We start from the raw sequence: 14,048 nt of genomic DNA, 5'->3' as shown, positions 1-14,048 counted from the left end.
AACGCGCCTGCTTTGGGAGCAGGAGATCGCAGGTTCGAATCCTGTCGCCCCGACGTGAAACGGTTGCCGCGACGCTACAGAGTCGTGGCGCTCTTTCCACTAAGCAACAGCGGCACATACGATTCGTGCCGCGCCGAAACTATATGAGGAGATCACGGACGTGAAGACCGCCGTCGAGAAGCTCAACCCGACCCTCGCAAAGATTGAGGTCGAGGTTCCCTTCGCAGAATTCAAGCCCTACCTGGACCGCACCTACAAGAACCTTGCAGGCCAGATCAGCGTTCCCGGCTTCCGCAAGGGTAAGCTGCCCAAGCAGCTCATCGAGCAGCGTGCGGGCTTCGACTACATCGTCGAGGCATCCCTGAACGACGCTCTGAACGACTACTACGCACAGGCACTGGGCGAGAACGAACTCTCCCCCCTGGCACAGCCCGAGCTGGACGTTCAGTCCCAGCCCTCCACCGAGAACCGTGAGGCAGACGTCAAGCTGACCATCACCGTCACCGTCCGCCCCGAAATCGAGCTGCCCAACTACGAGGGCCTCGAGGTTGAGGTTGACGAGGTAGAGGTCACCGCTGAGGACGAGGTTCAGGCACTGGACGCTCTGCGTGAGCGCTTCGGCACCCTGAAGACCGTTGAGCGCCCCGCAGCTGACAAGGACTTCGTGACCATCGACATCGCCGCAGAGATCGACGGCGAGCAGGTGGACGCAGCTAACGACCTGTCCTACCAGATCGGTTCCGGCACCATGCTCGACGGCATCGACGAGGCTCTGACCGGCCTGTCCGCTGGCGAGGACGCAACCTTCGAGACCAAGCTCTCCGGTGGCGAGCACGCAGGCGAGCAGGCAGTCATCAAGGTCAAGCTCTCCGCAGTCAAGGAGCGCGAGCTGCCCGAGGCTGACGACGAGTTCGCACAGCTGGCTTCCGAGTTCGACACCATCGAAGAACTGAAGGAAGACATCAAGAAGCAGGTTGCAGAGGCTAAGGTTGCCGAGCAGGGCACCCAGGCACGCGATAAGGTCCTCGCAAAGCTCGTTGAGCTGGTTGAGGTTCCCGTCCCCGAGAAGGTTATCGAGGATCAGCTCGAGCAGCACTTCAACAACCCCAACGCTGAAGCTGGCCACGACACCGAGGAGCACCGCGCCGAGGTTCGCGCCAACACCGAGACCGCATTCAAGAACGAGATGGTTCTCGACGCTGTTGCGGACAAGGAAGAAGTGACCGTTGACCAGGCTGAGATGATCAACTACATCATCACCATGAGCTCCCAGTACGGCATGGACCCCAACCAGTTCGCACAGATGCTGGACGGCTCCGGCCAGGCTGGCGCACTGGTCGGCGAGGTTCGCCGCTCCAAGGCTCTGGCAGCAGTGCTGAAGACCGCAGTGGTCAAGGACACCAAGGGCAACGTTGTTGACCTGTCCAAGTACCTGGGCGAGGGTGAAGAGGCAGCTGCCTAAATCCCGCCACGGTCTGCAAGAAGCCGCCCCGCTAATAGGGTGAGCTGATTGCTTGAAACGTGTAGCCTCAGCGGGCATCCACCGACTTACCGGTTGGGTGCCCGCTGAGGCTCTTTTAATCCCCAGAATCACCCCCGATTTGCTCCCGAATGCGTATGCAGGCTCGTCAGTACCGCACATGCTGAGCGCTCTGCTTCACCCCCTGGCGAACGAACAACGCGAAGGGAAGCGGGGGAGGGCAACTTATCGGTAAGGTAGTAGCAACGAAACTTTTCGCGTGCGCTCCGGCGCGTAAATCGCGCAAAGATGCAGCGAAGACCCATTAGAGAAGAAGAGGAAGAATGTCCAGCTACATGCCTCTGCCCATCGGCGCCTCCCAGGCTGCCGGCGTGGCGCCCGCGCCGTCTATGGCAACCCCCATCGTTGGTGCCCAGGAAGATTACGTCTACAACAGCCTCCTGAAGGAGCGCATTATCTGGCTCGGCTCCGAGGTGCGCGACTCCAACGCTAACCTCATCTGCTCCCAGATGCTGCTGCTCTCGGCTGAAGACCCCGAGGCAGACATCTACCTGTACATCAACTCTCCCGGCGGCTCCGTGACCGCTGGCATGGCGATCTACGACACCATGCAGCTCATCCCGAATGACGTGGTGACCGTGGTGACCGGTATGGCAGCATCCATGGGTCAGTTCCTGCTCACCGCAGGCACCATCGGCAAGCGTTACGCAACCCCGAACGCCCGCATCCTGATGCACCAGCCCCTCGGTGGTATCGGCGGTACCGCGTCTGACATTCGCACCCAGGCTGAGCTGATTCTGGACATGAAGAAGCGCCTGGCAGAAATCACCGCTGAGCGCACCGGCAAGAGCCTCGAGACCATCCTGAAGGATAACGACCGCGACAACTGGTTCAACGCGGAAGAAGGCCTGGAGTACGGCTTCTTCGACCACATTGCGACCACCGCCGGTAAGCTGCCCGAATCGAAGAACGCATAAGGGAGATGCACATGAACTACCTGCCGAACGATATCACCACCTCGGCGCCGGCTATGCCGAGCAACCGCTACGTGCTCCCCAGCTTCGAGGAGCGCACCCCCTACGGTTACAAGCGTCAGGACCCGTACGCAAAGTTGTTTGAGGACCGCATCATCTTCCTGGGCACCCAGGTGGACGACGCATCCGCTGACGACATCATGGCTCAGCTGCTGGTTCTGGAGGCGCAGGACCCCGAGCGTGACATCACCCTGTACATCAACTCGCCCGGCGGCTCCTTCACCGCAATGACCGCTATCTACGACACCATGCAGTTCATCCGCCCCGAGATCCAGACCGTGTGCCTGGGTCAGGCGGCTTCCGCTGCGGCAGTTCTGCTGGCTGCCGGTACCCCCGGCAAGCGTCTGGCACTGCCGAACGCTCGCGTGCTGATTCACCAGCCCGCTCTGAGCGGCCAGCAGGGTGGTCAGGCTTCTGACATTGAGATTCACGCGAACGAGGTTATGCGTATGCGTGAGTGGACTGCACAGACCCTGGCACTGCACTCGGGCAAGACCTACGAGGAAGTTGACCGCTCCATCGAGCGTGACAACATTCTGACTGCGACTGCTGCCCTGGAGTACGGCCTGGTCGACAAGGTGCTGGAGTCTCGTAAGCTGCGTAAGCCTGCGACCAACACCGCTATTTCCCACACCTAAACTTTAGTTTTGAGGAATACCCCGAGCGTTTTTCGGGGGAGGGGCGGCATCGCTCCGTGTGCGAGCCTTCGGGCTGGTGCGCGGTGCGGTGCCGCTCCTTTTTGTGCCCGCCGCCGTCATAAAAGACGCGCTTTGTCATATGCCCGGTAAGTCCGTCCATTTGGGGCGCGTAATTCTTGGTTCCGGGGTGAACTCCGGTAGCCTTAGAGAAGGAGAAAATACGAGTATCTTATACCGTTTTCTCACTCAAGCTAGGGCGCCCACCACCCACCGGTGCCCCTCCTGAGAAATCACCGCAGACATCAGGTCATTGCCCCTTCTGCACCGATTTCACCACGCCGATTGAAAGGGGATCTTCGTGGCCACAGACATTATTGTGCCTCCCGAACAGCCCAACGCCAGCATGCGCTGCTCCTTCTGCAAAAAGACGCGCGCGCAGGTTTTTAAGATTGTGCTTGGCCCGAATGTTTCCATCTGTGATGAGTGCGTGGAGCTGTGCGAAGAGATCCTCGCTGAAGAGCGTCTGAAGGTGAAAGCACCCGCGGCGGCGCCTCAGCTGGCTACTCCGCGCGAAATTTACAGCTACCTCAACGACTATGTGATTGGTCAGGACGCGGCGAAGCGCACCCTGGCGGTGGCGGTGTACAACCATTACAAGCGCATCCACGATATTGATAACCCGGTGTTGACCTCCCGCATTCTTTCGGCGACCGCGGGGGAGCAGGTGGAGCTGGGTAAGTCGAATATTCTGATGCTCGGCCCGACCGGCTGCGGTAAAACCTACCTAGCGGCAACCCTGGCGAAGAAGCTGGATGTGCCCTTCGCACTGGTCGACGCAACCACCCTCACCGAGGCGGGTTACGTGGGTGACGATGTGGAGAACATTCTGCTGCGCCTCATCAACGCCGCTGACGGCGATATTGCCAAGGCTCAGCGCGGCATCATCTACATTGACGAGATCGACAAGATTGCCCGTAAGGGTGGCGAGAACCTCTCCATCACCCGCGATGTGTCCGGTGAGGGCGTGCAGCAGGCGCTGCTGAAGATTATTGAGGGCACCGTAGCAACCGTACCCCCGGAGGGTGGTCGCAAGCACCCGGCGCACGCGAACATTGAGATTGATACCTCGAACATTCTCTTCATCGTAGCTGGTGCCTTCGACAATATTGACGACCGCATCGCAGCTCGCGTGGGTGCCGGCGGTATCGGTTTTGGCGCCGAGCTGGGCGGTTCCGTAAAGAACCCGCTGGACCAGATTATGCCCGAGGACCTGGCGCACTACGGCATCATTCCCGAGCTAATCGGCCGCCTGCCGGTCATCTCGACCCTGAGCGAGCTCAACGAAGAAGAGCTGGCTCGCGTGCTGACCGAACCGAAGAACGCGCTGCTCAAGCAGTACCGTCACCTCTTCGCCCTGGACGGTGTGGAGCTAATCATCGACGACGCGGCAATCGCCGCCATTGCGCGCCTTGCCGCCGAGCGCGGTACCGGCGCCCGCGGCCTGCGCTCCATGATGGAGCAGATTCTGCAGCCTGTCATGTTTGAGATTCCGGACCGCACCGACGTGGTGTCCATCGTGATTGGTGAGGACACCGTGCTCAACGGTGCCGAGCCCCGCTACGTACTGCAGGCGCCCGACCCCGAAGCCGAGACCACTCGTACCGCAAAGGGCGAGGCGAAGACCGCCTCCCTGAAGGCCGCGAAAGCTGACCGTCAGGCGGCATAACCGCATACTTCCAGCCGAACAGGCTAGGGAATAAAGAAGCCGTCGCCCCGGTTATACGGGGTGACGGCTCACTAGCAGGTACCGCTCGCTGGCATGTGCTGAAGGGCGTGTACCGAAGAATAAGCGCCAGCTCATAGAAGCGGCTGGCGCAACCGTATGAGAGAGGAACACTCATGGCTGAGAACGCACCCGCACAGGTCGATTTCTGGTTCGACCCGATTTGCCCCTGGTGCTGGATTACCTCCCGCTGGATTGGTGAGGTGCAGAAGGTCCGCAACGTTGAGGTGACCTGGCGCCCCTTCTCCCTGTCCATGCACAACCAGGGCCGCGAGCTGCCCGCCGACTACCAGGCAATGATGGACCAGTCCTGGGCGCCGACCCGCCTTATCACCGCCGTGCGTGAGCTGCACGGTAACGAGGTTATCAAGCCCCTCTACGACGCTCTGGGCGAGCAGATTCACCACAACAGCAACAAGGCTGATTCCTACCGCGACGCGATCGTCAAGGCGCTGGCTGAGGTCAATCTGCCCGCAGAGCTGGTGGATGTTGCTTTCACCGACCAGTACGATGAGCAGATGCGCGCATCCCTGGACCTCGCCCTGGAGACCGTGGGCGGCACCGATGTGGGTGTTCCGCTGATTTCCATTAACGGCACCGCTTTCTTCGGCCCGGTCATTTCCCCGAGCCCCGCCGGTGAAGAGGCGGGTAAGCTCTTCGACGGCGCCCTGGCGCTGGCTTCCTACCCCGGCTTCTTTGAGCTGAAGCGCCCCCGCACCGTGGGCCCGATCTTCCACGGTGAGGACGGCGAAGCCTAAGACTCCCGCAGCCTACTGAGGCTCAGTAAGGTTTTCGGCTGCAGAGCATAAAAGTACCGCCCGGTCATTGAACGACCGGGCGGTACTTTGTTTCCCAAGCTATGCAGAGCTATTGGCTATCGGCGGTGGCTCGCGGTAGCCGCCTCGCGTGACTTCTGCGCCTTCTTCGCCTTGCGCTGTGCCCTGTGCTCGAGAACCTTCGGGTGCGTTGCACGCTGCACAATCTTCGTGTCGCGCATGTGGAAGGTGCGGGTTGCCGTGTACTGAACTGCCGCGTCCGAGGTGAACGCCAGCATCGCGAACACCGCAACACCCAGCTGGAAGAAAATCGTGGACAGCGGCAGGGACTGGTGCCCCCACAGCACGCCGCCGGTAATCGCCGCGAAGTTCAGCGCCGTCAACAGCAGAGCCAGACGGCGGGCCTTTGACGAGCCGCGCAGGGTGCTCCACAGCAGGAACAGATGCACCGCCGAATAAATCGCCACAAAACCAACCAGCACCGTACCGGTAATGGTCAGCAGCACGGAGCTATCCACCTGATCGAAGAGGTTCAGCAACTCAAGATCGTTACCGGAGCCTTCCTCCAGCAACTTGGCGCGAAGTGCCGGGCGGCTGAGCGCCAAAATGACGCTGTTGACAATATCGGCGAGGGTCACGGCGATGAGCATGCCCGAACCGACCAGCAGGCTCAGCGGCATGCGGTATGCCAGGTCGTGCGCGCTGGAGAGGTGAATCTCTTCCTGCTCCTGCGGTTCCAGACCCTCATTGTTGAGAATAACCACCGGCAGCGCACCGTCGGTACGGATCGCGTCGCCGCCACCGTTGCGGGCGTGGTAGCCGGAGGAGAAATCGTGCAGAATCTCAACGCGGGTTTCCGGGTGGGCGTACTGAATGGACTCCACAATGTAGTCGCGCTCAAAGTCGGTTTCAGCATCGATGCGGTGCGTGACCTGCAGGGTGAAGAAGCTGAAACCCACACCGGAGTCGTAGGTGCCTGCCGCCAACCAATCCACCTGGTGACCGCCAGGCAGAAGCCAGCCGTCCGGAGTTTTCCAGAAGCGCACGTGGTGGCGTTTCTCGGGGTTGCCGTCCACTTCCTTCTGGTAGGCGAAAGCCTGCGTCTTGCCGAAAATTTTCAGCGGGGAGACGGGCGCCTCCGCGTAGGAACGGCGGGTGATGGTGGAGAGAATAATCTTCCATGAGGAGACGAGCGTGACGTCGTCCGCGCGGGTCCAGCCCGCATCCTGCATGACCTGGTGAATCTGCTCCTCGGTACCAATCAGACCGATATTGACCGGGTCGCCGAGCAGACCGTCCGGGGTGCGGGTGCGCCCAATGAAGTAGTCGGGCACGTAGATGCGGGTCATAATGGCGTGAAAACGCGGTAGCGTCAGGTAGGCGGTGACCGCCCAGAAGATAAAGGCGATGGGCACACCCCAAAAAGAGTGGCCGACCGTATTCGCCAGAATCATGAAGGTCAGTACGAGTGCCGCGACGCCGGCGAAGATAAAGAAGAGAGTGTCCCAGAAATCAACCCAGAAGCTACGCGGCACGAGGTCTTGCGCCTCACCGCGCGTGTCAATATCGCCACGGTAGACCGGTGGCGAGGTGACTGGGGGAGCGACATCGCTACGTATGGGCCGTAGAACGCGTTTTTGGTGGGACATTCCCGCCCTTTCTGCAACATAGTTAGGGTCTTTGAATATCACATAACTATAGCAAGGGGCAGGGCGTGAGAAATGCGTATTCCGGGCAGGGCTTAATCGCTTGGCTCGATAGCCCCGCCGCGGAATCACGGGCTGTTTCAACGCGCGGAGCGTGTGCTGAAAATGCGTTGAATAACGGGAGAAATGAACAGCAGAAGAAACAGGGGGAGTGCTAACCCTATTCGTATCTTCCCAGTGCAGGGAAGGGGAGCACAGGGATGTACTGTGCGGGGATTCCCAGCAGCGGGAATTCCTACTCGGGGAGGGGCTTAGCCTCAACCGCGGCGCGTGCCGCAGCAATAGAGCTTTCGTGGTGCAGCATATCGCGGCTTTCACGCATGAGGCGCACCCACTTGCGGGTCAGATCCTCAAGCTGCTGGGCGGTCAACGAACCGGAGGCGATGCTCGCCTCATCGGCGGCGGCGCTGGTTGAGATGTGGTGATGCCAGAGTTCGTACACTTCGTTGGTGTAGCTGGCACGCAGTGCTTGGGCGTGCTCACATGCCTGGCTGATGTATTCGTTCAGGCTCGCACGGTAGTGCTGAAGCTGGTCGGGGGAAATGTTTGCTTGCGCTCCTGGCGGTGAGCTCGGGGTTGAGCTCTGCCTCGCCTGGGGTTCGTTCGGTAATCCGGAAGAGGATGAGTATGAATTCATGATGCTACGGGGGTGCGCCTACTTTGGCGCGGGTCAGTGTCAGGGCGCATCGCTGCGCCTGACGGGTGGTTTCTGTCGTGCGGTTGGTCGGGGTATGTCTTTGCTCGTACCGGTGATTTGTTCGTTGCTGAAGTTGGATAGAGGGTTGTTCCTGATGGTAAAACCCTCACATCAACAATCATACATAAAGTGACAGTCAATCTCATAAGGTTGATTATGCTCTTTGCACATTGATGAATAGAAAAAGGGGTTGGAAATCCCACATAATCCCTACAGAACAGCAGACTAAAACCCACATTATTGGGGGAGGGGGGTTGTGAAGGTGCTAGGGATGGGTACGGGCACCCACGGCTGCTGAATATGTAAAGCCTCTAGTCAGAGTCGTAAAAGCACCCTACAAAGCACCGTGTGCAGCCGAGCATCATGCTCTCTGGGGGTCTTGCCCGCAGAAACCAACGAACCGCAGACACAGAAAACGGGGCGGTACCGTTAATCGGTACCGCCCCGTCCTCAACACCAACTCGGTGTTATGTCACTAAGCGATGAACGTTAGATTCGATTACTCAGCTGCTTCTTCCACAACGAGTACAACGTCGCGAACCTCCAGCTCGCCCTCAGCTGCCACCAGGGACAGCTCACGAGCGTTACCGGCAGCCTTCAGGTCAGCCAAGCCAGCGGCAATGCGATCCAGCTGAGCCTGAGGAGCCGCAATAGTTGCGGACTCAACCTCGGTGCGCTGCTTAACCTTCGCGTCGCTCTTAGCCTTACGCAGACCGCCCAGAGCCTCAGCAACATCCGGCAGGATCTGCTTCAGCGACTCAATCTGAGCCGGGTTAGCGTCTGCCAGGACCCACTGAGCAGAAATGCCAGCAGTCGGGTTCTGTGCAGAGTACTCAGCCAGCAGGGTGCCTTCCAGGATGGGCAGTGCCTGCGGCCACTCGGCGCGGTGCACGCTACCTGCACGCCACCAGGACCAAATCTCTTCGGTCACGAACGGCAGGAAGGGAGCGAACAGACGCAGCAGAGCATCCAAGGTGGTTGCCAGCGCGGCAAGAACGGAAGCCTGTTCCTCTTCACCGCGAGCACCGTACGCGCGGTCCTTAATCAGCTCGACGAAGTCGTCGGTGAAGGACCAGAAGAAGCTCTCGCAAATCTGCAGAGCACGAGCGTACTCGTACTTCTCGAATGCTGCGGTTGCCTCTTCAATCAGGTACGCCAGGCGAGCCAGCAGGGAGCGGTCCAGGGCGTTGATGAGCACGCGGCCCTGAGCCTGAGAAGTAATCACGGACTTCTCGGTAGCGCCCAGGTTCAGCACGAACTTGGATGCGTTCAGCAGCTTGATAGCAAGGCGGCGGCCAATCTTCATCTGGCCTTCGTCGTAGGCGGTGTCAGCACCCAGGCGAGCGGAAGCAGCCCAGTAGCGCACGGCGTCCGAACCGTACTTCTCCAGAACCTCGTTGGGGACCACAACGTTGCCCTTGGACTTGGACATCTTCTTGCGGTCCGGGTCGAGAATCCAGCCGGAGAGCGCGGTGTTGTACCACGGTACGGAGGACGCCAGGGTCTCCGCGCGAACAGCGGTGGAGAACAGCCAAGTACGGATAATGTCGTGACCCTGCGGACGCAGATCCATGGGGAAGGTCTTCGCGTGCAGCTCCGGGTCCACGCCCCAACCGGTCGCAATCTGCGGGGTCAGGGAGGAGGTAGCCCAGGTGTCCAGAACGTCCGGGTCGGCGATGAAGCCGCCCGCTACGCCGCGCTGATCCTCGGTGTAACCGGGTGCAGCCTGAGATGCGGGGTCAACCGGCAGCATGTCCTCAGTGGGCAGAATCGGGTTCTCGTAGTCCGGCTCGCCCTCAGCGTCCAGCGGGTACCAGACGGGGAAGGGAACGCCGAAGAAACGCTGGCGAGAAATCAGCCAGTCGCCGTTCAGGCCCTCAACCCAGTTCTCGTAGCGGCTACGCATGAAGGAGGGGTACCAGTTGATTTCGCGGCCGCGCTCGATGAGCTTCTCGCGGCGTGCAGCGTCACGGCCACCGTTGCGGATGTACCACTGGCGGGAAGCCACGATTTCGAGGGGCTTGTCACCCTTCTCGTAGAACTTCACGGGGTGGGTAATCGGCTTGGGGTCGCCGTCCATTTCGCCGGCCTCAACCAGCATTTCCACGACGGTCTTCTGTGCGGTGAAGACGGTGGTGCCCGCCATACGCTCGTAGCGCTCGCGGCCCTCAGTGGAGGTAATCCACTCGGGGGTTTCGCGGGAGAAGCGGCCGTCGCGACCGATGAGGGCGCGGGTGTCCAGCTGCAGTTCACGCCACCAAGTGACGTCGGTGGTGTCACCGAAGGTACAAATCATGGCGATACCGGCACCCTTGTCGGGCTGTGCCAGCGGGTGCGCCTTGATCTCGACCTCAACGCCGAACAGCGGGGAGGTGACGGTGGTGCCGAACAGCGGCTTGTAACGCTCGTCGTCCGGGTGCGCCACGAGAGCCACACAGGAGGGCAGCAGCTCGGGGCGGGTGGTCTCAATCCAGACCTTCTCGCCGTTGGGGCGGTGGAAGCTGATGCGGTGGTACGCGCCGGGGCGTTCCTTATCTTCCAGCTCAGCCTGTGCCACTGCGGTGCGGAAGGTGACGTCCCACATGGTCGGTGCTTCTGCCATGTAGGCGTTGCCTGCTTCCAGGTCCTTCAGGAAGGCGAGCTGGGAGACCTTGCGGGAGTGCGCGTCGATGGTGCGGTAGGTGCGCGACCAGTCAACGGACAGACCCAGGGTGGTGAAGAGGTTTTCGAAGACCTTCTCGTCTTCAACCGCGAGTTCTTCACAGAGTTCAATGAAGTTGTTGCGGGAGATACGCGGCCACTTTGCCTGGCTGCGGTCGGGCTTGGGGGTGCCGTCTGCCTTCCAGGTGATCAGGTCGCGGAAGGATTCGTTGTCTGCCACGGAGGGGTCGCAGAGAACGCCGTAGTAGTTCTGAACGCGGCGTTCGGTGGGCAGGCCGTTGTCATCCCAGCCGAGGGGGTAGAACACGTTCTTGCCGGTCATGCGCTGGTAGCGTGCAATGACGTCGGTCTGGGTGTAGGAGAACATGTGACCCACGTGCAGGGAGCCGGATGCGGTCGGCGGCGGGGTGTCGATGGAGTAGACCTGTTCGCGAGTGGTGTTCTCGTCGAATGCGTAGGTCTTCTCGTCGGCCCAGCGCTGCGAGAGCTTCTCTTCGAGGCCTTCGAGGGCGGGGCGGTCGGGAACGTTAATCTGTACGGGCGAGTCTGAGCCCAAAATGTTTTCAGCCATAACGGCTATTTTCTCATATTCACGGCGTTCTCTCAGCTCCAGGGGAATTCTGTGCTGTGCTGCGCTGTTCGTACTGCTCGATGGCGGCTTCGAGTCGCGCCAGGAGGGGCCGGTACCTGCGCACAAATTGTGCCCTGCGTGCCGCTGCACGGACCCCGGTGGCGTGGGCGAGTTCCTGCCAGCTGGCGGGGTCGAGGTAGCTCTGCCCGAGCAGTAGGTGAACTTCGGAACTGTAGGGGGTTTCGGTGGTGGCACGGATAGTGCGCGCCCGTTGCTGGAGCGCTCGGCGCTGCTCGTGTAGCGCGGCGATGCGCTGGTGCGGTGTTGCTGTCATGTGGAGATTCCCTATACGAGGAGTAATCGGCGATTCAGCGGAAAACTCGGCGGAAAGGCAATGGGGGAGATGACCCCTCATATCCTGCCTCGGTTACCTGCAGTGTAGGCGCGAAAATCTTGCCTATCAACAGCTCACGAATCCTTCTCAGGGGCGCGGGTGCGGCGTAGACTGAAAGTACACGACCTTTGAGGAGCGGCCAATGAGTTCTCTAAGTATTTTTGGTTTGGGTACGCCTGAAACTGTTCTGCTGATACTGCACCTGGTGCTGGTGGCGTTGTGCGTCTGGCATTTGACGGTGCGTAGCGGTTACGGTGAGGCACGCATGCGTTTCGTACTGCCCCTGATTGTGTTCATGCCCGGCGCTGCGGTTCTTTATCTGCTGTCTGCGCGTGAGGGTACGGTCCCTCCGGACACGATTAAGACCGGTAGTAGCTCGCCCGTGTATTTTGAGCATCGCCTCGGATTCCGTGACGGCGGCAGGAGCCGCTGGGGTCTGCCGCGCCGCCGCAAGTAGCAGGGTGATAGCGCCTGTACTGTTCACCCCGAACGGCGGCGTTGCCGGCACTGTCTCACTATCGAAAATTTCAAAATATATGCCCGCGAGTCTGCTCGAACAGAGCACCCGCGGGCATCACTCTACTAGGATTAAAGTATGACTGAGAACACCCACATTCCTGCATCTCCTTTCCTGCCCCATACCGGAGACGGCAAAGTTGCCGTGGTGACCGGCGCATCCAGCGGTATTGGCCGAGCCACCGTACAGCAGCTCGTGGCGAGCGGCTGGACCGTCTACGCTCTGGCGCGTCGCACCGACCGCCTCTACACCCTCTACGCGGAGACCGGTGCTCACCCGGTGACCTGCGATGTGACCGACGAGCAGTCCGTGCAGTTCGTGGCCGAGCAGATTCTGGAAGAGCAGGGAACCATTGATGCCCTGGTCAATATTGCTGGCGGCGCTATCGGTGTGGACAAGGTTGCAGAGGGTAAGCCTGATGACTATCTGAAGATGTATCAGATGAATGTGCTTGGCATTCTGCACATGGTGCGCGCTTTCGCGGAGGCACTGCGACAGAACGGCCACGGCACGATTCTGAACCTGACCTCCACCGCTGCCGAGCACGGCTACGAGGGCGGTGCCGGATACAATGCGGCGAAGTTCGGCGCTCGCGGCCTGACCGAGGCGCTCCGCCTGGAAGAGGCAGAGAACAACATTCGCGTGATTGAGATTTGCCCGGGCATGGTGCACACCGAGGAGTTCTCTCTGAATCGCCTGGGCTCGAAGGAAGCAGCCGAGCGCGTCTACGCGGGCGTTGAAAAGCCGCTGACTGCTGAGGATGTGGCGCAGACGGTGACCTTTGCGTTGAACGTTCCGCACCACGTGAACCTGGACCGCATTACGATTCGCCCGGTGGCTCAGCCGAGCCAGTTCAAGGTGATTCGTAAGGAGAGCTAAGCTCACGGTGCGCCGTGCGTTCGGGCCTCAGTGAGATTTTGGTAGCCCCGCCTGCATCCTCGTGTGTTGGATGCGGGCGGGGCTTTTTCTGCGTTCTTAGAACGTATATAGAGGGCATACATGAAGGTGCCCGTGGGGTGTTGAGAGGCAGAGGGAGAGGCATAAAGGGGAACTTGAGGGAAATATAAAGTGGTACGTGAGACTTTAAGGTTCACCAAGATGAAAATGGTGAGCCAAAATTACCTATGGAACACCCTATATTTTCTTCAAATGCAATCAAAAGATAGGGTTATATGTCCTCGCGTGTCAGTAGATGGGCGCAAAATCCCCGAATTGGTCTGCATTAAACCTCAACTTAAGGAGTGGTTTTATAACGATTTCATTACAGTTATGCAAAGGTGGCGGTAAGCGGGTTAAACATCCAGGGGCAAATGCTAGCCTTTTAGCAGTCACACCCATGTATGGGCCTACTGCACCTTCAAAGACGGGGGCGCACCACGGTAGGTTCAACACCGATAATCAGAGATCGAGGAAAAATGTCGAAGACTACCCGTCGCGTTTACAAGATCGCAGCAGCGGCAGCCTTTACTGCCGGTTCCGTGGCAGCAATCCCGGCAACTTTCGCGGCAGAAGCACCCGCTGATCAGCAGCAGCAGGTTGTCGACCAGAAGGCAACCGCTCAGACTTCTTCCCTGCCTGGCGGCAACGCAACCGAGACCCCCAAGGCTGAAGCTCCCAAGACCGAGGCACCCAAGGCTGAGGCTACCGAGGCTCCCAAGGCTGAAGCACCTAAGAGTGAGGCACCGAAGGCTGAGGCAACTGAAGCTCCTAAGGCGGAAGCACCGAAGGCTGAGGCAACCGAGGCTCCCAAGGCTGAAGCACCTAAGAGTGAGGCACCGAAGGCTGAGGCAA

General features: G+C 60.0%; 10 protein-coding genes and 1 pseudogene. 8 read left to right on the top strand and 3 right to left on the bottom strand.

What is annotated here, in order from left to right; all coding sequences use genetic code 11:
- The first annotated feature begins 160 nt into the window (after positions 1–160).
- The 5 genes from tig to RWL87_RS08770 all read left to right on the top strand — a co-directional run bounded on the left by tig (position 161) and on the right by RWL87_RS08770 (position 5,693).
- Positions 161–1,462 (top strand): trigger factor, encoded by a 1,302-nt coding sequence (gene tig / locus RWL87_RS08790; protein ID WP_313969628.1) that lies wholly within the window; start codon positions 161–163, stop codon positions 1,460–1,462.
- 341 nt (positions 1,463–1,803) lie between these two features.
- Positions 1,804–2,457 (top strand): ATP-dependent Clp protease proteolytic subunit, encoded by a 654-nt coding sequence (locus RWL87_RS08785; RefSeq protein ID WP_005505718.1) that lies wholly within the window; start codon positions 1,804–1,806, stop codon positions 2,455–2,457.
- Between the two features lie 5 nt (positions 2,458–2,462).
- A complete protein-coding gene (locus RWL87_RS08780) occupies positions 2,463–3,152 on the top strand; it encodes an ATP-dependent Clp protease proteolytic subunit (protein WP_399534499.1) in 690 nt (229 codons plus the stop codon).
- 358 nt (positions 3,153–3,510) lie between these two features.
- Positions 3,511–4,878 carry an ATP-dependent Clp protease ATP-binding subunit ClpX gene (clpX, locus tag RWL87_RS08775; RefSeq protein ID WP_313969626.1) on the top strand — a complete coding sequence of 456 codons (1,368 nt, stop codon included), beginning with the start codon at positions 3,511–3,513 and terminating at the stop codon, positions 4,876–4,878.
- Between the two features lie 173 nt (positions 4,879–5,051).
- A complete protein-coding gene (locus tag RWL87_RS08770) occupies positions 5,052–5,693 on the top strand; it encodes a DsbA family protein (protein ID WP_313969625.1) in 642 nt (213 codons plus the stop codon).
- A gap of 116 nt (positions 5,694–5,809) precedes the next feature.
- Here the strand turns inward: RWL87_RS08770 and RWL87_RS08765 are convergent, their stop codons facing one another.
- The 3 genes from RWL87_RS08765 to valS form a co-directional block, all read right to left on the bottom strand.
- Positions 5,810–7,360, bottom strand: coding sequence for an LssY C-terminal domain-containing protein (locus tag RWL87_RS08765; RefSeq protein ID WP_313969624.1), 1,551 nt, complete (start codon positions 7,358–7,360; stop codon positions 5,810–5,812).
- A gap of 292 nt (positions 7,361–7,652) precedes the next feature.
- A complete protein-coding gene (locus tag RWL87_RS08760; RefSeq protein WP_313969623.1) occupies positions 7,653–8,054 on the bottom strand; it encodes a hypothetical protein in 402 nt (133 codons plus the stop codon).
- Positions 8,055–8,613: 559 nt separating this feature from the next.
- The gene (gene valS, locus RWL87_RS08755; RefSeq protein ID WP_313969622.1) at positions 8,614–11,346 is read right to left on the bottom strand and encodes a valine--tRNA ligase; all 2,733 of its coding nucleotides are present in this window, start codon (positions 11,344–11,346) and stop codon (positions 8,614–8,616) included.
- A 536-nt stretch (positions 11,347–11,882) separates the two neighbouring features.
- Between valS and RWL87_RS08750 the strand changes: the two genes are divergently transcribed.
- From RWL87_RS08750 to RWL87_RS08740, 3 genes and pseudogenes are all read left to right on the top strand, one after another.
- Entirely contained in the window at positions 11,883–12,197 is a 315-nt protein-coding gene (locus RWL87_RS08750) for a penicillin-binding protein (RefSeq protein WP_296546439.1), read from the top strand.
- A 138-nt stretch (positions 12,198–12,335) separates the two neighbouring features.
- Positions 12,336–13,136, top strand: a complete 801-nt coding sequence (locus RWL87_RS08745; RefSeq protein WP_303962118.1) for an SDR family oxidoreductase — start codon at positions 12,336–12,338, stop codon at positions 13,134–13,136.
- Positions 13,137–13,672: 536 nt separating this feature from the next.
- A pseudogene (locus RWL87_RS08740) lies at positions 13,673–14,048 on the top strand (peptidase); the annotation flags it as partial.

This window comes from uncultured Rothia sp. (genome assembly GCF_963555405.1).
Classification (GTDB): Bacteria; Actinomycetota; Actinomycetes; order Actinomycetales; family Micrococcaceae; genus Rothia.
The sequence above is the reverse complement of the archived record's forward strand: the minus strand, read 5'-3'. Positions and strand labels throughout refer to the sequence as shown.

Excerpts from the sequence above, each read along its gene's own strand:
- RWL87_RS08785 (WP_005505718.1), top strand. The coding sequence starts at position 1,804 with ATGTCCAGCTACATGCCTCTGCCCATCGGCGCCTCCCAGGCTGCCGGC.
- RWL87_RS08780 (WP_399534499.1), top strand. The coding sequence starts at position 2,463 with ATGCACATGAACTACCTGCCGAACGATATCACCACCTCGGCGCCGGCT.
- RWL87_RS08765 (WP_313969624.1), bottom strand. The coding sequence starts at position 7,360 with ATGTCCCACCAAAAACGCGTTCTACGGCCCATACGTAGCGATGTCGCT.
- RWL87_RS08745 (WP_303962118.1), top strand. The coding sequence starts at position 12,336 with ATGACTGAGAACACCCACATTCCTGCATCTCCTTTCCTGCCCCATACC.
- RWL87_RS08770 (WP_313969625.1), top strand. The coding sequence starts at position 5,052 with ATGGCTGAGAACGCACCCGCACAGGTCGATTTCTGGTTCGACCCGATT.
- RWL87_RS08760 (WP_313969623.1), bottom strand. The coding sequence starts at position 8,054 with ATGAATTCATACTCATCCTCTTCCGGATTACCGAACGAACCCCAGGCG.
- RWL87_RS08750 (WP_296546439.1), top strand. The coding sequence starts at position 11,883 with ATGAGTTCTCTAAGTATTTTTGGTTTGGGTACGCCTGAAACTGTTCTG.
- valS (WP_313969622.1), bottom strand. The coding sequence starts at position 11,346 with ATGGCTGAAAACATTTTGGGCTCAGACTCGCCCGTACAGATTAACGTT.